Raw genomic sequence first — 22,408 nt, forward strand, 5'->3', positions numbered from 1 at the left:
GAGACAGGGCGGAGGCGGGGCCTTGACGAGGTTGAGCACCACCTCGATGGGCTGCTCCGCCTCGAGGGCGATGGGCTTCACCAGCAACATCAGCACCGCCACGATGCCGACGTGCACGGCAATCGAGAAGGCGGCAAAGCCGAGGATGCGCGAGGGAGGGTCGGTCTGCTGCGCGAACATGCCGGGGCAGGGCATACCACAAGCTGGGGAAGAGTCCTCGGGATGTAATCGTGCTGCGCCAGCAGAACGGGGGTCTGTCACGAGGACGCCACTCAACTGATACCTGAGGACGTGAGACTCGTGCTAGAGGGCCGCCACCTCGTCCCATCCCCAGAGGTTTTTTCCGTGCAGACAAAAATGAAGTGCGTACTCGGGCTCGCGGCAGCCCTGAGTGCGATGGCGTGTGGTGAGTCGAACGAGGAGGTCGGTGACAAGTACCAAGGAGTCATCGACGCCACGAACCTCGACTCCAAGTTCAGGCCCACCAGCGGCATCTACCGGCCGGCGGCGGCCCGGGTGAGGGGCACCAACGTGCCCTTCTACAACCTGGGACAGGTCGCGACCGAGCGCAAGGATGACCGCGGCGTGCTCACCAACTCGGGCGTCCCCGTGGACGAGACCGGACGTCCGTTCCTGCCCGCGAGCAGGGTGGTCGCCACCTCGTACGACTTCGCGGACGGCTGCAAGACGGGCAAGGCGGACTTTGACTTCCGCCTCGACAGCTACCCGGAGACGGTGCAGTGGCCCCTCTTCGCGGCGCTACCGCTGACCGTTACCGGCAACACCACGCCCCCCGTGCTGCCCCTGATGAAGGTGGCGCGCTGGACGGGCACGGGCGCCGAGCAGTGCAACTCCATCAAGGACGTGGCCTCGCTCACCAAGGGTGCCTTCGGTGGCGCCGCCGAGGAAGAGACGACGCTCGCCCTGCGCGCCATCATCGACGTGTCCGCGCAGCTCAACCCCCTGCGCACGGGCTCCGAGTTCACCGCCCAGGGCGGCTGGTACCGCGGCCTGCAGCTGGCCTACCTGGACGGCGGTCCCGTGCAGGTGGATGAGACCGGCAACGTGCGGGTGATGGACGGCGTCCTGGTGAGCCCGCCGACGGGCGCGCCCACCACGGAGACGCCCGTGTACCTGTTCTCGGCCCTCCCCGGCGAGGAAGGCTGGTCGCCGGTGGTGCGCCTGCGCACCTTCACCGCGACCGCGGCGAAGCCCGCCTCCAGCTACACCGGTCTGTGCGTCGACACCTGCGCGGAGACCGAGCTCAACCTCTCCACCGTCACCCGGTACGCCGGCGTGCTCTTCGTCGTGGGGAGCACCCTGTGAGCGCCACCCTTTCTTCCCAGAGCCCTTCCATGAAGACGCCTTTCTTCCGGGGCGGCGGCGCGCTCGCGCTGCTGCTCGCGCTCGTCGCGGCCCTCCCCGTGCCCGCCCTCGCCGCGGGCCAGAACTACGGCCGCATGGCCGGCTACGTCTATGACCCGACGGGCGCCCCGCTCGCCGAGGTGCCCCTCACCGTGACGGGCCCGGCGCTGCTGCAGCCCCAGTCGCGCACCAGCGGCGAGGACGGCCGCTTCGAGTTCGACACCCTGCCCCCGGGCGAGAACTACACCCTGGAGGTCAACGTCCCGGGCTTCGCCCCCATCAAGAAGACGGGCATCACCGTCCTGCTCGGCCAGGCCTCGCAGGTGGACGTGAAGCTGGAGGTGTTCACCGAGCAGACGGCGGTGGCCACCTACGAAATCGTCGAGAAGGTCAACCCCATCATCAACCCGGACTCCGCGCAGATGGGCGCGGTGATGAACGCGGAGAAGGCGGCCACCTCGCCCGTCTTCACGCAGGTGCAGGCCATGCCCCAGTTGGTGGCGGGCGTGGGCAACGGCAACGCGCCCAGCCTGCGCGCCGGCCTGTCGCGCTACGGCAAGTTCTTCATCGACGGCATGGACACGTCCGACGTGGTGGACGGCAGCATCAGCTCGCCGATGAGCTTCTACGCGGTGGAGAACTTCGAGGTCATGACCGGCGGTCTGGACGCCCAGTACAACTCGCTGGGCCTCATCCAGAACGTCGTCAGCAAGAGCGGCTCCAACAAGTTCACCTACGACGTGACGATGATTCTGTCGCCGGCGTGGGCCAACGCGAAGTACCGGGGCGCGGCCAACCAGAACCCCAACGTGGCCAACTACACGCAGAACGAGGTGCCGCTGTCCGAGACGGCCTTCTACAGCCCCCTGGTGGGCGTGGGCGGCCCCATCATCAAGGACAAGCTGTGGTTCTACGTCTCCGGCCAGTGGAACTTCTCCCAGCGCGACACGCCGCTGGGTGAGGAGAGCCGCACGACGGACACGCAGACGCGCCTGGCCCGCCTGAAGCTCACCTGGCAGCCCACGCCGAAGGACCGCCTGTCCCTGGCGTTCAACTACGACAACAACACCATCACCAACCAGGTCGCCTCGACGTTCGCCGCCCCGGAGGCGGAGACGCAGATCGACCGCGGCGGCTTCTTCGCCATCGTCAACTACGACCGCAGCATCTCCGACAACGTCCTCTTCCAGCTCCAGACGGGCACCACCTTCAAGGACATCTGGCAGGGCCCCATCGACGAGGACTCGCAGGAGATTTCCCACACCTACAACAGCGTCACGTACCGGAACGCCGGCGCGCTGCGCAACGAAGTGGGCAACCTGGTCACTGAGCAGCGCATGCGCTACCAGTTCGACCCGACGCTGCTCTTCAAGCTCAAGAACCACCAGATGAAGGCGGGTCTGCAGTTCAGCTACCTGAGCGGCGACAAGACCACGCAGGTGATTGGCAACCAGCGCTTCAATGACCGCAACGGCGAGTGCAACCCCGAGGACCCGTCGACCTTCCAGTTCTGCAACGAGCGCCTGGACTTCTACAACACCGACGGCGCGCAGGCCCCGCTGACCACCGAGGCGGGCACCCTCATCTCCAGCGCCTTCCTCCAGGACCGCTGGAACGTCAACCGCTACCTCACGCTGGTCGCGGGCCTCCGCGCGGACGTGGGCCGTCTGTATGGCGACGACAACCAGTTCATCACCAACCTGGTGGGCGTGGGCCCGCGTCTGTCGGCCACCTACGACTTGTTCGGCAACCGCAGCACGCTGGTCAAGGTGCACTACGGCCGCTCCAACGAAGTGGGCGACGTCTTCATCGCGCAGCACGCCAACCCGGAGCTGACCACGGTGCGGTCCACCTTCGCCGGTGGCGCCTTCGCGGACTGTGCGCCGGACACCGTCGGCAACCCCCAGTGCAGCGTGTCGGGTGGCGCTTCTGGCCGCTACTTCGACAAGACGAGCCACACGCCGCCGCACGTGGACGAGCTCGCGCTCGGCCTGCACCACGCCATCACCGAGGGCTCCGTCATCGGCGTCGACCTCACCTACCGCAAGTACGCCAACATGTGGGTGGACGAGGAGATGAACCGCATCTGGGATCCGTCCGGCTCGCGCGTGGTCGGCTACGTGGACGGCGTGAATCACACCATCGTGAAGATCCACAACCCGGATGACGCCTGGCGCGACTACAAGGGCATGGACCTGTGGGCGCAGGGCAAGACGGGCCCGTGGGATCTGCTCGCCAGCTACACCCTTGCCTACAGCAACGGCACGGTGGGCGACTACTTCGACGGCTACGGGGTGAACCCGCGCTTCAAGCGCTTCTTCGAGGGTCCGTCCCCCGAGGACATCCGCCACACCATCAAGGGCGCCATCGGGTACACCACGCGGTTCGGTCTCGATTTCGGCGTGCGGTTCAACTACCGCACCGGCGCGCCCATGTGGATGTTCACGGAGGGCACGGTCGACCGGCAGCGCGTGTCTCGTTCGGAGCGCGGCACCGGCCACTCCTACAACACCAACACCGGCCTGCCGGACTTCAATGACCCGGCGGCCATCTCCGAGCTGCGCCAGCCGAGCCAGTTCATGTTCGATGTCCAGGCCCGCTACGACCTGAACCGCATCGTGAAGACGCAGGAGACCAAGATGGAGCTCACGCTCATCATGTTCAACGTCCTGAACAACAGCGACGTCACCTTCGTTCAGGAGCAGTACCGCCCCACGAACAACCGCTTCGGCACGGCGACCAGCCGCCGCAGCCCGATGCAGGCCGAGCTGCTGCTGCGCGTGCGCAACTAGCCACACCCGCGCACTTGGGGCCCTCGCTTCCGGAAGTCCTGCTTCGGAAGCGAGGGCCCTTGAATCCGGCGGGGACACCGTTCTAGACGGGCGTGTGACTTCCGCCATCCGTCCCTTCCGCCTCGGGCTGCTGTCCGCCCTCCTCGCCGCCTGCGCCTCGTCCACTCCGCCCGTGCCGGAGGCCGCTCCGGTGGCGCCCGCGCCCCCGAGCGAGGTGAAAGCCGCGCCGGCCCCCCTGCGCATCACCGTGGTGGGGACCAACGACTTGCACGGCTGGGTGATGCCCTCCCGCGCCACGCTGCCCGATGGCACCGGGGTGGACCAGGGCGGCCTGGCGACGCTCGCGGGCTACGTGTCCATCCTTCGGGCGGAGAATCCGGACGGCGTGCTGCTGCTGGACGGAGGCGACCTCTTCCAGGGCACCCTCGCCTCCAACCTCACCGAGGGTGAGGTGGTCATCAGCGCGATGAACACGCTCGCGTATGACGCCTCGGCGCTCGGCAACCACGAGTTCGACTACGGGCCCGTGGGGCCCCGCTCGGTGGCGCTCGACGGGGATGACCCGTTCGGCGCGCTCAAGGCGCGCATCGCCCAGGCGCGCTTCCCGGTGCTCGGGGTCAACGTCACCGACAGCCAGACGGGCGCGATTCCCACCTGGCTCGGCAACGAGGGCATGCGGCTGGTGGAGCGGCGCGGGGTGCGCATCGGCATCCTCGGCCTGGCCACGCCCCACACCCCGCAGGTGACCAATCCCGTGAATGTGGCGAGCCTGCGCTTCGCGCCCCTGGCTCAGTCGGCGCTCGCCGCGGCCCAGGCCCTGCGCGCGCGGGGGGCCGAAGTGGTGGTGGCGGTGGCGCACGCGGGGGCGGTGTGCAAGCGCCAGGACGACCCTCGCGACGCCTCCTCGTGCGACCGCGGGGACAGCGAGATCGTGGAGCTGCTGGAGAACCTGCCCGAGGGGACGTTGGATGCGGTGGTGGCCGGGCACACACACCAGCCCGTGGGCCACTTCATTCGCGGCACGCCGGTCATCGAGACGTCGGGCCGGGGCCGCGCGTTCGGGCTCGTGGAGCTCTTCGTGGACCCGGTGACGCGCAAAGTGCTCCCCGAGCAGACCGTGCTTCAGGGCTCCATCCCCGTGTGCGCGCGCATGGACGCGACGCTGGGCACGTGTGACGAGCGGAAGCTGAAGGCGGCGAAGAGCCTGGAGCTGGTCCCCGCCACCTTCCGGGGGCGCCCGGTGGTGGCCGACGCGGCGATGGAGTCACAGCTCACCGCGGCGTTCGCTCGCGTGGAGCAGGAGCAGAAGCGCTCGCTGGGCGTGCGTGTTCCCACCGCGCTCACCCGCAACTATGACGCGGAGAGCACGCTCGGCAACGTGCTGGCGGACGCGCTGCGCGAGGTCTCCGCGACGGACGTGGCGGTAATCAACAGCGGCGGGCTGCGCGCGGACCTGCCGGCCGGCGAGCTCACCTACGGCGCGTTCTACGAGGTGCTTCCCTTCGACAACACCCTCGCCGTCATCACCGTCTCGGCGGCGGAGCTGCGCAAGCTGCTGGAGGCCGGCTTTGGGCGCAAGGGCGTCCTCCAGGTGTCGGGGCTGAAGGTGCGGGTGGAGCTGTGCAACGGGGCCTCGCGGCTCACCTCCGTCACCCTGCCGAATGGGAAGGCGCTCCCGGCCAACAAGCGATTCCGCGTGGCCATGCCGGACTTCCTGGCGCGCGGCGGTGGGGGGCTGGAGGACGTGCTCAAGACGCTGGCGCCCGGGAGCATCGACCTGGGTGAGCGTCAGGCGCTGACGCTGCGCGACGCGCTCGTGGAGCACTGGAAGACCCGGGGCAAGCCGCTGGCGGCTCCCGCGCTCGGACGCATCCAGCGCGACACCGCGACGGCTGGCTGCCCCGCCGAGGCCGCCGGGAAGCCCTGACGGAGCGAGTCCCAGGGACGCCCGCGCGCAAGGGTTTGCTTGCGCGCGGCGCGAAGGTCAGACAGCCCCCTTGGAGACCACCGCGTTGAGCAGCACGGACACCTCTCGCATGAACCCGTAGTCGAGCGTGTCCGGCGTATCCGTCGAGCAGTGGTAGTGCGGGTTGCGAAAGTTCCCGGTATCGGTCCAGAGCACAGCGGGCTTCCCGGCGGTCCAGAACGGGAAATGGTCACTGCGCATCAGGTCGGGCAGCAGGACGTGGAGCGGTCCCCACGTCTTCGCCGTCATCAACCGCAGCCCTGGCGACTCGGTCGAGTTGACGGCACGGTCCATGATGGCGTTGGAGCGACCCTTCCCCACGAGCCCGAGGAAGTCGGGCGCCCTGAGGCTCTGGGGGACCCACGGAAACGGCAGCGCCTGGACAGGGCCTGAGCGTTTGCGAAAGCCGACCATCTCAAGCACGTGCGCCATGCCCAGCTGGCAGGGAAGCGCCGGCAGTCCATGGGCGACGAAGTCACGGCTGCCCAACAGCCCATCCTCCTCCGCGTTGAACCCGATGAAGCCCACGTGCGGGCCCGCGTCGGATTGCGCGAGGACCCGCGCACACTCCAGCATCACCGCCAGGCCGCTCGCATTGTCATCGGCACCGGGGCAATCCGGAACGCTGTCGTAGTGGGCCGCCACGAACGTCACCGGCCTGCCCTTCGCGTGTCGAGGCAGCGCCACGACGTTCCGATATCGACCCTGGATTCGCACCGACAGGCCGTAGCGCTCGAAGGCCGCCCCGAGCTCGTCACGCACCCAGGCATTGTTCCGGGCGTTCGCGAAGAGGTGCCGGGGAATCGCGAGATGTTCAACCCACTGGCGCAGGCGAACCTCATCCGACTGCGTGGCGCCGTGGGGCAACGGAGTGGCTTCCTCGACCGCTCGCTCTCGAATCCACATGATTGACTTACAACGTAAGCTTATGGCGTAAGTCTGTCAAGGAAGCCATGAGACAGTCCACCAAACGCGAACCCCTTTCGAGAGAGCGCATCCTGCGGGCGGCACTGGGCGTCGTTGATAGCGAAGGGCTCGAGGCGATCTCCATGCGGCGTGTCGGGCAGGAGCTGGGCGTGGAGGCGATGTCCCTCTACAACCACGTCGCCAACAAGGCGGCCATCCTCGACGGCCTGTTCGAAATCGTCCTCGCCGAGATGCCCGCGGCGACGAAGGCGGCGACCTGGCAGGTCGCCCTCCGAGACAACGCGCGGGCCTTGAGGCTCGTGCTCCGCGCTCATCCGCACACGCTGCCGCTCTTCGCGACGCGCCCCGCCGTCACGCCTGCGTCCATCATCCACGTCGAAGCGGCGCTCGAGTTGCTCCGGAAGGCGGGCTTCAGTGCCGATGAGGCCCTCTGCACCTTGCAGGTGATGGTGGCCTTCGTCGTCGGCCACACTGTCGCGGGCTACTCGCCGACCCGACCCGAGGAGGAGTCCCGGCCCGCCTACGAGCAGCTCAGCAAGCAGGACTTCCCCCGCGTCCATGAGCTGGTGGCCGTCCTCGCCCGACACGACATCGAGAAGGAATTCGAGTTCGGGCTCGAGGCCATGCTCGCCGGGCTCGAGGCGCGGCTCACGCGGCGCAAGACCTCCCGGAAGGAGTAAGTCAGGGCCTGTCCGAATCAGGGCGGGGTTCGCCCTATATGCTCTCTACCGTGCGCGTTCAGTGGCCCCGAGGTGGGGCCTCGATATCCTGAACGGAGAAGCTTGCGTGCGGACACAGGGACAGAACGACGGGGCGGCAGACTTCGACTTCCTCATGGGAACCTGGCGGGTGCACAACCGTCGGATCAAGGAGCGGTTGAAGGGATGCACCGAGTGGGTCGCGTTCGAGGCCACCGCCGAGGAGCATCCCCTGCCGGGCGGGCTCGGCAATCAGGAGACCTATCGCAGCGAGTTCTGGCCCGGCTTCGTGGGCCTGGCGCTCCGGGTCTACAACCCCGCGACGAAGCAGTGGTCCATCACCTGGGTGGACAACCGGAACCACACCATCGACCCACCCGTGCTGGGCTGCTTCTCGGGTGACGTGGGCGTGTTCGAGACGAACGACACGTTCGAGGGCCGCGCCATCCGTGTGCGCTTCACCTGGACCCGACTGGGCCAGGACACCGCTCGCTGGGAGCAGGCCTTCTCTCCCGACGAGGGCCAGAGCTGGGAGACCAACTGGGTGATGGAGTTCAGCCGCGTGAAGGCGTGAACGCCCCCAGGCCTCGGGAGCCGAGCTGTCGAGCCAGGCTCTCTTCACGCGGGATGAACCGCGCCTCCTCGCGAGAACCGACATGGCGTTGGGCGACCTGAATCCGGCGTACCTGCCCTTGGGGGCACGCGTGGGGCCCTGGCTTGCCCGCTCTCAGCCCGCTTCGACGCGGTCGCAGTAGGCTTCGAACACCTTCTTCCAGGCCGGGCGCGCGATGCAGCGCCTCTGGAAGGCGAGCACGTTGGGATGGTCCTTGACGACACTCTCGTCGATGCCGGCGCCCAGCACATGCGTCATCAAGAGGTCCGCGACGGTGAACTCGTCGGTCGCGACGAACTCCCTGCCCTCGAGCCAGCCGTCGAGCTGCTTCAGGCGCATGGCCCCCCACTGGTGAAGCGCATTGCTTCCCTGGGTGCCCTTGCCGCCGTTCAAGTCGACGAACCACGCGGTCAGGAGCGGGACTTCAATCGTGTTCAACGCCGCGACGCACCAGCGCAGCACCTGCGCTTCGCCGGCGAGGTCGCGCGGCATCAGCTTGCCGCTCTTGCGCGCGAGGTAGAGCAGGATTGCGCCCGACTCGGTGACGACCACGCCGTCGTCGTCGATGACCGGAATCTGTCCGAACGGATTGAGCGCGCGATACGCGGGCGCATCGAGGTCGTGCCTCGGATGATCCATCCCCACGACCTCGTATGGCAGCCCCATCTCCTCCAGCGCCCACAGCACGCGCAGGTCGCGGGTCTTGCCGCGGGCCATCTTGTTCACTCGGGCGAAGCCGTAGACCTTGAGCATGCGCGAATCCTACTTCGCGCGGATGGAGCGTCCAGGCCTCGTTGGGCTTCACCATCGCATCCATGCGCCTCTGGCTGCGATAGACAGGGACAGCCCCGAGTCCGACGTTCCGCGCTCCGAGTCCGGATGACCCGCGTCAGGGCGGAGAGGCATTCGCCTCGCGATCCATCCAGACATCAACAGTTAGTCAGGTTTTTACGATATTGCCGGCCTTGAACAGGGAAATGCTTGGTGGGCCGTAGCGCCGTGTCGCCTGGCCTGTCAGGCGGACGGCGCATCCCCCGCTGTCAGCGAAACGAGCCCCCATGTTCAAGAAAGCAGCAGTCCTCGTGGTGAGCTGTGGCGCGTTGCTGGTCGGCTGTGGCCCGGACCCGCAGGCAGAGAACGAGGAGATCATCTCCAACTTGCTGGAGGCCGGCTTTCCGGCCGACGACATCCTGGTCGCCGACGACGCCGTGTATGTGGGCCGTGACGCGCACGTGACGCTCGATGCGTCCCGGGAGATGCTTCAGGTCCCCCTGGAGAGCGAGGAGCAGTACCGCACGACCAACCTCGTCGGTTCGAGCGTGACCAGGATTTGCGTCAACTCCACCGCGACCTTCGACAGCTACCCGATGCTGAGCCAGGGGCTCGACCTGGCCATCGCCAACTACAATGAGCGGGGTCTGCGAATCACCTTCGCGCGCGGTCCGGCCACCGGCTGCACCGCGAACATCACCGCGCAGACCACGTCTGGGACCGGAGGCTCCGCCGGCTTCCCCTCGGGCGGGCTGCCCTACGGCATCATCAACATCGGCACCGGCCTGAACGACTACAGCGCCGACGTGAACGAGCACGTCATCACCCACGAACTGGGCCACGCGGTCGGCTTCCGCCACTCGGACTACTACAATCGCAGCATCAGCTGCGGCGCTGGCGGGGACGAGGGAGACGCGGGCGTGGGCGCCATCCACATCCCCGGGACTCCGACCACGGCCGTCGTCGGCGGCTCCGTCATGAACTCCTGCTTCCGTTCCACCGAGACTGGCGAGTGGACCAGCTCCGACAACACCGCGCTGGACGCCCTCTACGGAGGCACGGTCCCGAGCTGCTCCAGCTACAACTTCATGTCCTACCGTGGGCAGAACGGGACGCAGATTCGATGCAGCTGCCCTGCCGTGAGCGGGGGCGTCGTGTGGGGCACGGACCTCTATACCGACGACTCGAATGCCTGCGCCGCCGCGGTGCATGCGGGCGCGATTCCCGCCACCGGAGGAACAGTGGTCGTCGTCATCCAACCGGGACAGAGCAGCTACACGGGCACCACTCGCAACGGCATCACCACGCTCTCCTACGGCGCCTGGGGTGGGAGCTTCTCATTCCAGCTTCCACCGGCGCAGAGCTGCTCCAGCTACAACTTCACGTCCTACCGTGGGCAGAACGGGACGCAGATCCGGTGCGGTTGCCCGGCAGTGAGTGGAGGAGTCGTGTGGGGCACGGACCTCTATACCGATGACTCGGATGCCTGCGCGGCCGGGGTGCATGCGGGAGTGATTCCCGCCACGGGAGGCACGGTGGTCGTCACCATCCAACCGGGACAGAGCAGTTACACCGGCACCACTCGCAACGGCATCACCACGCTCTCCTACGGCGCCTGGGGAGGGAGCTTCTCCCTGGGCAGATAATCGCCACGTTGGCTGACGGCATGGAGGCGGGTCGGGAGGGGAAGCGCCACCGGCTCTTCATCGCGGACATGGACCTCCCGGGGGTGCGGCAACTCCCGGGGGGCGTGTAGACGACTCAAGGGTCTTCGGAACCGAGCGAGTCGACGATGCGCCGCACCTGCTTCGTACGGCCCGTCTCCGTGCGCGTCGTCACGATCTCCAGGATGAGGGCATACCGCCGGGTCTTCCCGAGCGCCTCGAAGGCTCGCGCGGCCTGGGGGTTCGCGGACAACGCGGCCGTCAGGTCGCTGGGGACGGTGGCGTTCCGCTGCGACTCGTAGGCAGCGGCCCAGCGCCCATCGGCCTGGGCGGCTTCGACTTCGGCGAGCCCCGCCGGTCGCATCCGGCCCTCGGCGAGCAACGCCTCCACCTTCCGCACATTCACGCGGGACCAACGGCTGCGCGGCCGGCGCGGCACGTACTTCTGGAGATAGAAGCGGTCATCGAGGGACTTCCTCAGGCCCGATATCCAGCCGAAGCAGAGCCCCACGTCGACCGCCTCGTCGTCCGTCAGCGAGGTGATGCCCGTCCCCTTCTTGGCCAGCTTCAACCAGACCCCCTCGGGCGCGCCGCCGTTCTCCTCCAGCCACGCCTCGAACTCCGCCACGCCGCGAAACGCCCTCACCGGGGCCTCGGCGACGACACCCCGCTCAGCGCGCGGCATCGCGGGCTCCGAGGACGTCCAGGTAGTGCCGATTGAACATGACACCCAGCACGTTGCCGAAGGGGTCGATGACCGACGCCGTGACGAAGCCTGGGCCCCGCTCGGTGACGCCCTCGAGGAGCTCGGCCCCCTGCGCGAGCAGTCGTGAGAGCGCTCCAGCGACGTCATCGACGTGCCAGTAGACGACCGCCCCACCCCGGCTCGTGGCGATTCCCGGGGGCGCGAACCGTCGGTCGATGATGCCCAGCTCGTGCTGATAGTCGCCGATGCGGTACTCGACGTAACCGGGGCCGCGCCCGGCGGCCTCGCTGCTGAAGTAGGGCTCCACGCCCAGCAACTCCGAGTACCAGCGGGTCGCCGCCCGGAGGTCGTCCGCCCAGAGGTTGATGGTGCTCATTCCGCGCATGAAGGTCATGGGTCTCTCGTGTCCGGGGCCGCGTTCGTTCGCGACACAGTGACCATCCCCCCTAAAGGTGACAGAATGAGTCACGTTTGAAACGCGAACCCGTCATCGATCGCCTGGACCGCGTCCTCGGCCTCCTCGCCTCACGCCCATCGTGGACCGCACCAGAACTGGCGGAGGAATTGGGCGTCTGCGTGCGGACCATCCGCCGAGACCTGTCCCGGCTCGCGGCCCGGGGTGTCCCCATCGAGTCGGACGCGGGGCGAGGCGGCGGCGTGCGCGTGCCGCCACGGACGGGGCTGGGGCGCGTTCAGCTCGACACCCGGGAGGTCCTCGACCTCATGCTCGCGCTGGCGCTCGCGGAGCAACTGGGTTCACCCCTATTGCTCTCCACGCTCAAGGGCTTGCGGCAGAAGCTCTCCGCCTCGTTTCCACCGGAGGAGCGCTCCCGGGTGAGCGGACTGCGCCGGAGGATTCTGGTCGGCCCCAGCTCGCGGAACGTCGCCGCGACGTGGAAGGCCCCCAGCCTCGCGGTGCTCCGTCCCATCCATGAGTCTTTCTTCGAGCAACGCGCGCTGGAGTTGACCTACCGCTCGAACGACGCGAGCACGGTGCGCATCGTGGAGCCGCACTACCTGCTGCTCAGTTGGCCCGCATGGTTCCTGCTCGTCTGGGACCACCTGCGCGGCGCGGTGCGAATGCTCCGCGTCGACCGCATCGAGGCGGCGCGCGTCACCGAGTCGACGTTCCGCGTGCGGAGCTCGGAGTCGATGCTCGCCACGCTCGGCGATGTCTTCGCCGCGCTCTGAGCGATAGGGCCGCGAGGCAAGACGAATCGAGTCAGCGGCGGGCGCACCGTGCGGGATAGCGACCGCCAGCGGGCGCACCGAAGCACGCTTCGCCAGATTCCTCGTCCACTTCCCGCCGCCGAAGCGCGCTTCGCTCGCGTCACCACTCGCTCCGAGGAGCGCGGCCCTCGAATGGGTTGGCACAGCCGCTGCTAGGTCCCGCTCAACCGGTGGCCACACAGCCGGGCCCATCACACGAGGACCAGACCCATGCATGACGTGGATCGTACGTACCAGGAGCTGGAAGGTGAGTCGTTCGAGTTCGAGTTCAATGCCGAGGGCCCATGGGGCGAGGTCTTCAACGAGACTGAGCTGAACGAGCTCGCCGCGGAGCTGTTGGAGGTCAGCAACGACCAGGAGCTGGAGCAGTTCCTCGGCAATCTCATCAAGCGGGCGGGCAGCGCCCTTCGCAAGGCCGTGGACAGCCCGCTGGGCCAGAAGCTCGGAGGTCTGCTCAAGAAAGCGGCCCGGGAGGGCCTGCCGATGGTGGGCCGCGCGCTCGGCAACCTGGTGGCCCCGGGCATCGGTGGCATCGTGGGCGGCAAGCTGGCCCAGCGGGCCGGGCAGGCCTTCGGGCTGGAGCTGGAGGGGCTGAGCCAGGAGGACAGCGAGTTCGAGGTGGCCAAGCAGTTCGTCCGGCTCGCCGCGGATGCCTCCAAGGCGGCGCTCTCCGCGGCGCCGGGTGGCTCGCCCCAGCAGGTGGCGGGCGCGGCCGTCCAGCAGGCCCTGCAACGCTTCGCCCCTGGCCTCGTCCCGGCGCGCGCCGCGAGCAGCGCCGGCACCACCGGCCGCTGGGTGCGCAAGGGCAACACCATCGTCCTGTACGGGGCCTGAGCCATCATGTCCGCCAGCTCCTTCGCCTCCTGGATGCTGTCGCAGGAGGCCCGCGCGCTGCTCACCCGGCTCGAGCGCATCAAGTCCTTCGCCATGTCGGAGACGATGGTTCCCGCCGCCACGCTCTCGATGGAGGCGCAGGCCGCGGTGGAGCGCTACCTCATCCAGGGGCGCCGTGAGCTGCGGACCCAGCTTCACCGATACATCGCCTGGATGGAGGGCCCCGAAGGTCGAAGGGCCACCCCCGCCGAGGCACAGCGGCGCTTCACCTTCCTGCGGCTGCGGTTCAACGTGGTGCTGTCGCACTTCGACATCTTCAGCGAGGCGTTGAGCCAGCGCAGCGAGGCGGAGAACGGCGTCTGGCTGGCGGGGCTGGACGTGCTCTCCCGGGACGCGCTGGCGCTGCCCGGCTACTACGAAGTTCCCCCCGTCATCTGCTACCTCGCCCGAGGCCCGGGAGCCGCCATCCGGCGCGCCCGCACACGGCTGCCCGGCGGCGGACCGAACCCGGCCGCCATCATCCGCATCCCTCGCGAGCGGATGATTGGCAGCAGCCTCGCCTCCTCGCTCTTCCACGAGGTGGGCCATCAGGGCGCCGCGCTGCTGGACCTGGTGGCGTCATTGCGCGGGGCCCTCCAGGACATCGCGCGGGAAGGCTCCGGCGACGCGCTGGCCTGGAGCCTGTGGGAGCGGTGGATGTCGGAGGTCGTCGCCGACGCCTGGTCGGTGGCTCGCCTGGGCGTCACGTCCACGATGGGGCTGATGGGGGTGGTGAGCCTGCCCAGGCCGTTCGTGTTCCGGCTCGACGTGGACGACCCACACCCCGTCCCATGGATTCGCGTGAAGCTGAGCTGCGCGCTGGGAGCGCACCTGTTCCCCCATCCGCAGTGGGCACGGCTCTCCCACCTGTGGGAGGAGTTCTATCCCGTGAGGGGGCTGTCCAGGCAGTACCGCCAGGTGCTCGAGGCGCTCGAGGCCAGCCTGCCGCGCTTCGCACGGTTCCTCATGGAGCACCGTCCCGCCTCCCTGCGCGGCCACTCGCTGGCGGAGGTCCTGAAGACGCAAGAGCGGCAGCCGGCGCGGCTCGGCGCGCTCTACCGGACGTGGCGCGAGCGACGCTCGGGCATCCGGGAGGCGTCACCCTCACTGGTGTTCGCCGTCATCGGGCAGGCCAGGGCCGATGGCGTCATCTCTCCCGAGGAGGAGAGCCAGGTCCTGGCCGAGCTTCTCAAGTACTGGGCACTGCGCGGCACGCTCGACGCATCGGAGACGTGCGCCTCTCGCTCCAAGTCACGGGCCCTGGCCTCCGCGCTCAGGGTCCCCACGTTGCCGCGGAACTCCGTCACCTAGCTTTGGAGGAAGAATCATGGCTCGCGTCACCCTTGTCGCCTCACGCACCACCGTCACGCCCGGCCCCTCGGGTGCCCAGGTGACATTGACGGCATCCGCCGACTCACCCAATCCCGAGGTCGCCCACCGCGTCTACGAATGGAGCGTGGACGAAGGCACCGTCACGCCCCGGCAGGTGCGGACCACCGGCCAGGACGTCGAGGCCTCGACGACCTGGACGATTCCTCCGACAACCCAGGAGCGCGAGCTCACGGTCCGCGTCACGCTGCGGGAGTACACGCGGGACACGAACGAGGACCCCGTGTCCATCCATGACGCCCGCCAGCGCGTCCTCGCTCATGCGGGGGGAGCCCCGGATGTCCGGCAGGTGGTGCGCGACACCCTCAACGAACTCAAACCGTTCGCGACGCACCACCCCCACGACGGCGTCGTCCCGGTGGGGCTGCAACGCACCCAGCATCCGTTCACGAGCGACGCCATCCTCTGGATGGTGATTCGCAAGAGCACCAACGGAATCTCCTTCAACGAGTACAGCCAGTTCGTCGAGGACCACCTCTACGGGACGGGCTCGCCCCAGTCCCACGAGTCGCTCCAGTCCCAGTCTCCCATGCCCCGCCCCCGAATCTCGGGGGTGGATGCCTATCGGAAGCTGCGCTCCCTGACGGAGTGCTTCTTGATGCTGCGCACGGGCGTGCTGGCGGACTTCTCGAAGCTGCTCGACGGCCTGAAGGCAGATGAGGAGAGCGGCCGGCTGGGGCGTGCCCTTCCCAAGGACTTCAACACGCTGTGGACCGACTACCTGGTGGACGTGAACGGGAGCGAGGATGTGGCGCTCCCGTATCTGGCCATCATCCGCAACAAGTTCCCCGAAGTGCCGGTCATCGTGCCCCCGGGGCTCACGGAGGCGGAGCTCGCGGACTCCTACGGCGTCCTCCAGAAGAAGCTGAGCCAGCCGCCGCTGCTGGAGCTCATCTGGAACTACTGGCACGAGGAGGGAATGCTGGTCCAGGCGGTGAATCACATCAGCCAGCGCTTCCAGAACGTGCGCGGCCCCGGGGAGCGGGACCCGCTGGCGAACCTGGAGATCGACCCGCTGCGCCCCCTCAACAACATGCTGTGGGGCTACTTCCAGGACGAGCAGCGGCGGCTGAGCGTCGTGCGTCGAGCGTGCGAGTATGCGCACGAATATGGCTTCACGCTGCACGGCAGGGCGGTGGCTGGGATTCGCACCGCGGACCGGCGCTCGAAGTTCCTCGAGTCCTTCCACAACCTGCTCCACCTGTGCGTGCAGTTCTTCCGCAAGGACGACGACACCACCGTGGTGTCGGATGGCTTCCCGATTCTCAACGCGCTCAAGGAGACGCACTACGTGCTGGCGCAGGGCGCCCACAACCAGTTCGGAGACCTGCCCGCCACCTCGCGCCAGGAGATGCTCATCCAGCAGTGGATGCTGTCGCGCCCGGAGATGCGTGAGTTCCTCGGCGGGCGGGTGATGGTGCCCTATCCGGAGCCGTGGATGGACCGGGTGGACGCGATGAAGTCGCTCCAGGGCTGGACGGACGTCAGCTCCGTGCACTTCCACGACCTGGGAGTCTTCGGAGAGCAAATCCTGCTCTCCGTGCGCTACGGCGGCTGGAGCGTGTCCAACGACCCGAGCCAGGCGGCTAACTGGGCGCGCTACTGGCGGCCGGAGATTCAGGGCTACATCCACGCGTACCGGGCCGTGACGGGCGTGGACCTGACGGTGGTGCACACCGACCCGCAGCGCATGTCCGAACGAGACGTGCCGCCCTCGGTCCACCTGCGCAACCGGCTGGCCCTCCAGAAGAGGCGGTGACGGGGCTCACCGCCGTGCCCGACGTCACCGCGTCGCTCCAGGCACGGCGCGCGCACCGGAGAGGAATCGCGCGGTGGAGAGGCTGACGGAGGCCCTCCACCGGAGACCACGGAGGAGAGGAGGACACGTCATGAATGAATGGTACGAAGGCGAGGACGAGCAGGAGTCCGAGGGGATGGGCGAAGACGAGGCTCACGTCCGGCGCTCCTCCCGTCAGCCCCCAAGGCGCCAGACGCGGGCGGTTCGCGCCAGCACGAATGCGAGAGGCACCGCGCGGCGGACGGGTCCAAGGCCCGCCCCCCCGAGGCAGGGGCGTGGCGTGAGGACGTGGAAGCCCGCCGGGACGAGGCGATGGCCCCGCATTCGCCCCTGGCGGCTGCTGGGACGGCCCGCCACGTACGCCGTGCTCACGCCGCGCGCGGTCGAACCTCCACCCGCGACACCGGGGAACACCCCACCACCGCCGAGGGACGCCGCGTCCTCCGGTGCCGCCGCGCCACCCCCGCCGCCGTGGGACACCGAGCCCGGCGACGACACACCGCCCCCTTCCACGCCAGTGCCCTTCGATGAACCTTCGCCGGAGGACCTGCCCGTTCCCGCTGAGCCCGACGACGAGCCACCAGCGCCCGACGCACAGGAGGTCCTCGTCTCCACGCCGCGCATCGCGTGGTCCAGGTCGAGGATGGAGCGCTACCCTTTCACCCAGCTTCCCGCTGGAGGCGGGGTGTACGTCGTGGAGGAGGACGGGCACCCGCTCCATGTGGGGGAGACAGACAATTTCCAGACGCACTGGCGCCAGCGCCTGACCGCCCTCTACGAACTGGGCTTCACGCGCCGGGGTGGGCGGCTCTCCAAGCCCATCACCGTCTGGTTCGGCCCCCTCATGCCCAACAGCCCGGCCGCGCGCGCGAGGGCGAAACGAGCCCTTCGCCGCGCGCTCACACGCTCGGGGGTCGTGCCCGCGGGCCGGCTGCGTGACACGGGGGCCGACCCGGAGGCCATCGAGGAGTCCGACGGGCGCGGCCTTCCCTCCCTCCAGGGGCTGCTCCCCCCAAGCGACTGGGGAGTCCAGGCCGCCCGGGCCTTGGGGCTCGCCCCTCCACGGCGCTCCGACGCGCGGTTCGGGACTTGAGGCATGCTCATCATCGACTGTCATTGTCACGCGGGGCAGGGAGATGGGCTCACCGGTCCCTGGGACACGGCCGCGCCGCTCCACCATTACCTGCGGCGCGCATCCGCCGCGGGCATCTCCCGCACGGTGCTGCTGGCCGCCTTCCACTCCGACTACGAGACCGCGAACCGGCAGGTGGCGCGCCTGGTGAAGCACCACCCGGAGCGTTTCTACGGCTTCGTCTTCGTGCATGCCGCCAGAGAGCGCGGACAGGTCTTCGAGCGCGTCCAGGAGGCCGTGCGGCGCCACGGCTTCCGCGGCATCAAGGTCCACCGACATGACGCGCGCATCACCCGCGAGGTATGTGAAGTGGCCCGGGCCTTCGGCCTGCCCGTCCTCTACGACGTGATGGGAGAAGTCTCCGGCGTGGAGCTGATTGCCACCGAGTACCCCGAGGTGAGCTTCATCATCCCGCACCTGGGCAGCTTCGCCGACGACTGGAAGGCCCAGCGCGCGCTGCTGGACCTCCTGGTGAGGCTGCCCAATGTCCACGCCGACACCGCGGGAGTGCGCCGCTTCGACCTCCTGGTGGAGGCGGTGGCGCGGGCCGGCGCGCACAAGCTGCTCTTCGGCTCGGACGGTCCCTGGCTGCATCCGGGCGTGGAGCTGGCCAAGGTGCGCGCGCTGGAGCTGTCGGCGCGAGACGAACAGCTGGTGCTGGGCGGCAACCTGCTGCGCTTGATGGGCCGGCGCCGTTCACGTCCGGTGGGGCGGGTGTCTCGCTGGGCGACGGCGGCTCCCACCATGGAGGACGAGGCCCAGGACCCCTGGAAGCCCGCGGACCTCCGGCAGCGGTGCTGCTGAGCCCCAGACGTCGGTGCTCGGGGCGGGCTACGACGGCTCGCGCTGCGCCCGTCGGAGCTGGAGCGCGCGGTCCGTGACGCCCAGCCGCCGGGCCGCGCGCTGGACGTTGCCCTGCTCCTCCTCGAGCACCAGGCGAACCGCCGTGTCGGCGGCGCTCCGGCCAATCTCCTTGAGTCCCATCCCCAGCATCAACGCGCGCTGGATGGCCTGCGCGAACGAGGCATCGCACCACGCCCCAAGTCCCTCGACGGAGGGCAGCTCGTCGGGAGGGATGTCCCCCACGGTGATGGGCCCGGAGCCGACGTGCCTCTTGCAGATGCGGCCGATGAGCTGGCGCAGCTCACGGATGTTCCCCGGGTAGTCGCGCTTGAGGAGGAACTCACGCACATGCGGGTCCAGCTCCAGCTCGACATCGGGCCGCATCGCCCGGAGGAAATGCTGGGCCAGCGGGAGGATGTCCTCGGGGCGCTCGCGCAGGGGCGGAAGCCGGCACACCCAGCTCTGGATGCGGTGGAAGAAGTCGCGGCGGAAGGCGCCCTGGGTGACCTCCTCGGACAGGTCGCGATTGGTGGCGCAGACCAGCCGGAAGTCAGTGTGCTGCCAGGTGTTGGAGCCCACGCGCTTGTACAGGCGCTCCTGCACCACGCGCAGCAGCTGGGCCTGGAGGGCCAGGGGTAGCTCCCCCACCTCGTCCAGGAACAATGTTCCCCCATGGGCCAGGGCGAAGGCTCCGTCCCGGAGGTTCGCCGCGCCCGTGAAGGCGCCACGCTCGTGACCGAAGAACTCGCTGCCCGACAGCTCCGGCACCACCGTCGTGCAGTCCAGCGTCACCAGCTCCCCCTTGTCCGGACGCCGGTCCAGTTCATGGATGAGGCGCGCCACCTCTTCCTTGCCCGTCCCGCTCTCCCCGAGCAGCAGCACCGAGGCATCCGTGAAGGTGGCCACCTCGACGAGCTGCCTCAGCACCGGCAGCCATGCGGGGGAACGCCCCACCAGCCGCCGCTGCACCTCGGGTGACTTGATGAGGCGCTCCACCTCGTGCCAGCGCTCCAGTCGGGCGGAAATCTCCGCCACCGCGTCGTGCGAACCCTCCCAGGAGAGCACGTCCGAGGCCCCTTCTTGAAGCAGGCGCCAGCAAGCCCCACCCGCGAGTCCTTGGGCCGTCGTGGCCACCGCCAGCACCCGCGTCGACAGGTTCAGCCGACTGGCCCGCACAGCGTCCAGCGTCAGCGCGTCCACCTCATCGAAGACGAGCACCCCCAGTCCCGAAGGAGCTGCGTCCCCGCACACCAGGTCGATGCCCGCCGCGCCCAGGGCCTCCAGCATCCTCGGACGCAGCAAGCCCGCCCCACTCCCCACGAAGCGAATCCAGGCCCTCATGCGCGAGTCGCACGCCACATCCCACCCCCGGGTGATGAAGAGAGCCCACCTCATGGAGTGAGCCGGTGTTGCTGTCCTGCCATTAACGCACTCAAAGCCAAATCCCTCGAAACTACTTTCATCCCGCATCACAGGGCGCCCCCAAACGTCGTGCGCACCCCTGGCCCGACCCCATGACTTACAATCTCGCGACAAAGACTTTCATGAGGGCGCCACTCGAATAAGGCCTGCCCTTCCGGCACCCCACCCCTCCACACCTCCATGACGGGCTCCCGACGCGCGGCGCCACCGGGACGACCGGGGTCGCCTTGACAATCCATGCCTTCACATCTAAATATCTTTTAGATTCGTCGTTCCAGGAGAACAGCCATGCCGCGGATCGCGACACCTGCCGTCACCCTGCTGTCCCTCGCCTGTGGTGTGTTCCTGAGCGCGTGCGCGACGCCCATCGGCTATGCGTCGGGGACTTCCGTCACGGAGCGGGACACGCTGCACCGCTCGACGCCGGCCCCCACCGTGGAGCCGGAGGCGCCGTTCATCGCGCACACGGTCGAGACCGACATCGCCGCGCCTCCAGAGGTGCTGTTGCCCTGGCTGGTGAATGTCCCGCTGGAGCGCATCCTGCTGGGAACCGAGAAGCTCGCCGGCATCGAGCGGACCGATGTCCTCTCCGCCTCCTGGGGCAGCCCTGGAGCGCGCCGGCGCGTGGTGCTGCGCGATGGGAACACCTCCCTCGAGGAGCTGCTCGTCGTCGAGGAAGGCCGTCGGTTCCAGTACGTCGTCTGGAACTTCACCAACGAGGCACGGCGCGCCGTCCAGTACGCGGTGGGCGAGTTCCGCTTCGCGCCGACCGCGACGGGGACGCACTTGACCTGGACCTATCGCTTCCGGGGCAATGGGTGGCCCACGGAGGGCATCCTCAAGGACTTCGTCGAGGAGGACTTCGCCGCCTATATGAAGGTCGGCATCGGGCACATCCAGAAGGAGTCGACGCTCGACCTGACGGCACGGCGGGACTGACGACTCGTATTGTCGCGGCCTATGCTCCCCACGAAGAAGATGGGAGTCACGTGGTGAGCACACCGAAGACGCGTCAGCCGGCAGCCAAGACGGCCAAGAAAGCCGCGAAGCCTCGCGGCTATCACCACCTGGATCTGCGCCGGGCGCTGTTGGACGCGGCCATCCAGTTCCTGAGGGAAGGCGACGTCACGGGGCTGACCATCCAGGTCCTCGCGCGGGCCGCGGGCGTGTCTCCCGGAGCGCCCTACCACCACTTCCCGGACAAGCAGTCCCTCCTGGCGGCGCTGGCCACCGAGGGCTACGACCTGCTCGCGGAGCGCGTCGCACGGGCCGTGGCGAGTGAGCCCACCGTGGCGGGCAAGCTGACGGGAATCGCCACCGCGTATCTCTCGTTCGCGAAGGAGCACGCTTCGCACTACCGCATCATGTTCCTGCCCGAAATCGAGGACCGGGTGCGCTTCGCGTCCGTCCACGAGGCGTCCGACCGCTCCCTGCTGACGCTGTTCGAGGTGGTGGCCGAGGGCAACCCGGGGCTGCCGCCCGACGCCATCGTCGCCCGGGCCATCGCCGCCTTGTCCCTGTGCCATGGGTTCGCGTCGCTCCGGGCCGCGAGGGTGCTGGGAAACATCCCCGGCATTCCAAAGGTCGAGCTGCTCGAGAAGGTCGCGATCGCCGAGGTGGTGACCCTCGCGCTGGGAGCCGGACTGGGGCCCGCCCCGCGATGACCTGCTCAGAGCACGGCCATGGCCGCCCTGAACGTCAGCCCGACCAGCGCCAGTGACGACAGCACGAAGAGCAAGAAGCGCAGTTCGATCTTGTTGATGAGCGCCTGCAACAGGCTGTGCACCACGCGCAGGCCCACGTAGCTCCAGGCCAGTATCAGGTTGAGGCCCGTTCCTTCGCCCAGCAGCGCCAGGGCCAGGGTGATGGCGTAGAAGATGGTGGGCTGCTCCATCAGGTGGTTGTAGTTGTCGGCCTTCCAGCGCACCTGGGCCGGCAGCTGACTCATCTGCTCGCCGCGCGGTGCATACGGGTCGGGTTTCATGTTGACCTTGAACATGGCCGGCAAGCGCGTGGCGTACATCCAGGCCCACATGACCATGGACCAGGACACGAGCGCGACGACGGGAGCGAGAATGGGACTGTGCATGGTTCCTTCCCTGCCCCATGCCGCGGCACGGCGCAACCCGTGGCGGAAGTGACGAAGGCCTGGCCCCGTCGACCCGTGGGCCAGATTCGACGCTGAGCCCGGGAGCACCGGGAGCGGAATAATCCCCGGG

Annotated in this window: 20 protein-coding genes and 1 pseudogene; 14 read left to right on the plus strand and 7 right to left on the minus strand. The window is 68.5% G+C overall.

The window, feature by feature from the left end; genetic code table 11:
• A pseudogene (locus tag HR086_RS02785) lies at positions 1-180 on the minus strand (PaxA); the annotation flags it as partial.
• Between the two features lie 177 nt (positions 181-357).
• Here HR086_RS02785 and HR086_RS02790 point away from each other — a divergent pair.
• From HR086_RS02790 to HR086_RS02800, 3 genes are all read left to right on the plus strand, one after another.
• The gene (locus HR086_RS02790; RefSeq protein WP_174464780.1) at positions 358-1,326 is read left to right on the plus strand and encodes a hypothetical protein; all 969 of its coding nucleotides are present in this window, start codon (positions 358-360) and stop codon (positions 1,324-1,326) included.
• Positions 1,327-1,355: 29 nt separating this feature from the next.
• Positions 1,356-4,157, plus strand: coding sequence for a TonB-dependent receptor (locus HR086_RS02795; protein WP_174464781.1), 2,802 nt, complete (start codon positions 1,356-1,358; stop codon positions 4,155-4,157).
• A 94-nt stretch (positions 4,158-4,251) separates the two neighbouring features.
• Entirely contained in the window at positions 4,252-6,084 is a 1,833-nt protein-coding gene (locus HR086_RS02800) for a 5'-nucleotidase C-terminal domain-containing protein (protein WP_174464782.1), read from the plus strand.
• 57 nt (positions 6,085-6,141) lie between these two features.
• Here HR086_RS02800 and HR086_RS02805 read toward each other — a convergent pair whose 3' ends face one another.
• On the minus strand, positions 6,142-7,029 hold the full coding sequence (locus HR086_RS02805; RefSeq protein ID WP_174464783.1) for a M28 family peptidase: 888 nt from the start codon (positions 7,027-7,029) through the stop codon (positions 6,142-6,144).
• A gap of 47 nt (positions 7,030-7,076) precedes the next feature.
• Between HR086_RS02805 and HR086_RS02810 the strand changes: the two genes are divergently transcribed.
• On the plus strand, positions 7,077-7,730 hold the full coding sequence (locus HR086_RS02810; RefSeq protein WP_174464784.1) for a TetR/AcrR family transcriptional regulator C-terminal domain-containing protein: 654 nt from the start codon (positions 7,077-7,079) through the stop codon (positions 7,728-7,730).
• A gap of 106 nt (positions 7,731-7,836) precedes the next feature.
• On the plus strand, positions 7,837-8,322 hold the full coding sequence (locus HR086_RS02815) for a hypothetical protein (protein WP_371745474.1): 486 nt from the start codon (positions 7,837-7,839) through the stop codon (positions 8,320-8,322).
• Between the two features lie 153 nt (positions 8,323-8,475).
• Here HR086_RS02815 and HR086_RS02820 read toward each other — a convergent pair whose 3' ends face one another.
• Positions 8,476-9,114, minus strand: coding sequence for a glutathione S-transferase family protein (locus HR086_RS02820; RefSeq protein ID WP_174464785.1), 639 nt, complete (start codon positions 9,112-9,114; stop codon positions 8,476-8,478).
• A gap of 305 nt (positions 9,115-9,419) precedes the next feature.
• On the opposite strand from HR086_RS02820, the gene HR086_RS49355 reads away from it, so the two are divergent.
• Entirely contained in the window at positions 9,420-10,778 is a 1,359-nt protein-coding gene (locus HR086_RS49355; protein WP_174464786.1) for a M57 family metalloprotease, read from the plus strand.
• Positions 10,779-10,893: 115 nt separating this feature from the next.
• On the opposite strand, the gene HR086_RS02830 is transcribed toward HR086_RS49355, so the two are convergent.
• Positions 10,894-11,481 (minus strand): YdeI family protein, encoded by a 588-nt coding sequence (locus HR086_RS02830; protein WP_174453373.1) that lies wholly within the window; start codon positions 11,479-11,481, stop codon positions 10,894-10,896.
• The gene (locus tag HR086_RS02835) at positions 11,468-11,896 is read right to left on the minus strand and encodes a VOC family protein (protein WP_141642729.1); all 429 of its coding nucleotides are present in this window, start codon (positions 11,894-11,896) and stop codon (positions 11,468-11,470) included. Before HR086_RS02835 ends, HR086_RS02830 begins: the two co-directional genes overlap by 14 nt.
• A gap of 77 nt (positions 11,897-11,973) precedes the next feature.
• Here HR086_RS02835 and HR086_RS02840 point away from each other — a divergent pair, with 77 nt between their 5' ends.
• The 6 genes from HR086_RS02840 to HR086_RS02865 all read left to right on the plus strand — a co-directional run bounded on the left by HR086_RS02840 (position 11,974) and on the right by HR086_RS02865 (position 18,728).
• On the plus strand, positions 11,974-12,693 hold the full coding sequence (locus tag HR086_RS02840; protein WP_174464787.1) for a YafY family protein: 720 nt from the start codon (positions 11,974-11,976) through the stop codon (positions 12,691-12,693).
• Positions 12,694-12,942: 249 nt separating this feature from the next.
• The gene (locus HR086_RS02845) at positions 12,943-13,566 is read left to right on the plus strand and encodes a hypothetical protein (RefSeq protein ID WP_174464788.1); all 624 of its coding nucleotides are present in this window, start codon (positions 12,943-12,945) and stop codon (positions 13,564-13,566) included.
• A 6-nt stretch (positions 13,567-13,572) separates the two neighbouring features.
• Entirely contained in the window at positions 13,573-14,916 is a 1,344-nt protein-coding gene (locus HR086_RS02850) for a hypothetical protein (protein ID WP_174464789.1), read from the plus strand.
• 16 nt (positions 14,917-14,932) lie between these two features.
• Entirely contained in the window at positions 14,933-16,753 is a 1,821-nt protein-coding gene (locus tag HR086_RS02855) for a hypothetical protein (protein WP_174464790.1), read from the plus strand.
• Between the two features lie 319 nt (positions 16,754-17,072).
• The gene (locus tag HR086_RS02860; RefSeq protein WP_174464791.1) at positions 17,073-17,885 is read left to right on the plus strand and encodes a hypothetical protein; all 813 of its coding nucleotides are present in this window, start codon (positions 17,073-17,075) and stop codon (positions 17,883-17,885) included.
• Between the two features lie 3 nt (positions 17,886-17,888).
• Complete coding sequence (locus HR086_RS02865; RefSeq protein ID WP_174464792.1) at positions 17,889-18,728, plus strand: amidohydrolase family protein; 840 nt, start codon at positions 17,889-17,891, stop codon at positions 18,726-18,728.
• Positions 18,729-18,755: 27 nt separating this feature from the next.
• Here HR086_RS02865 and HR086_RS02870 read toward each other — a convergent pair whose 3' ends face one another.
• Positions 18,756-20,108: a sigma-54 dependent transcriptional regulator gene (locus HR086_RS02870; protein ID WP_174464793.1), complete on the minus strand. Its 1,353-nt coding sequence runs from the start codon at positions 20,106-20,108 to the stop codon at positions 18,756-18,758.
• A 369-nt stretch (positions 20,109-20,477) separates the two neighbouring features.
• Here HR086_RS02870 and HR086_RS02875 point away from each other — a divergent pair, with 369 nt between their 5' ends.
• Positions 20,478-21,128 carry an SRPBCC family protein gene (locus HR086_RS02875; RefSeq protein ID WP_174453366.1) on the plus strand — a complete coding sequence of 217 codons (651 nt, stop codon included), beginning with the start codon at positions 20,478-20,480 and terminating at the stop codon, positions 21,126-21,128.
• Positions 21,129-21,181: 53 nt separating this feature from the next.
• On the plus strand, positions 21,182-21,853 hold the full coding sequence (locus tag HR086_RS02880) for a TetR/AcrR family transcriptional regulator (RefSeq protein WP_174453365.1): 672 nt from the start codon (positions 21,182-21,184) through the stop codon (positions 21,851-21,853).
• A 5-nt stretch (positions 21,854-21,858) separates the two neighbouring features.
• On the opposite strand, the gene HR086_RS02885 is transcribed toward HR086_RS02880, so the two are convergent.
• Complete coding sequence (locus tag HR086_RS02885; RefSeq protein WP_174461348.1) at positions 21,859-22,278, minus strand: MAPEG family protein; 420 nt, start codon at positions 22,276-22,278, stop codon at positions 21,859-21,861.
• Positions 22,279-22,408: the final 130 nt, after the last annotated feature.

This window comes from Myxococcus sp. CA039A (assembly GCF_013336645.1).
Taxonomy (GTDB): Bacteria; Myxococcota; Myxococcia; order Myxococcales; family Myxococcaceae; genus Myxococcus; species Myxococcus llanfairpwllgwyngyllgogerychwyrndrobwllllantysiliogogogochensis.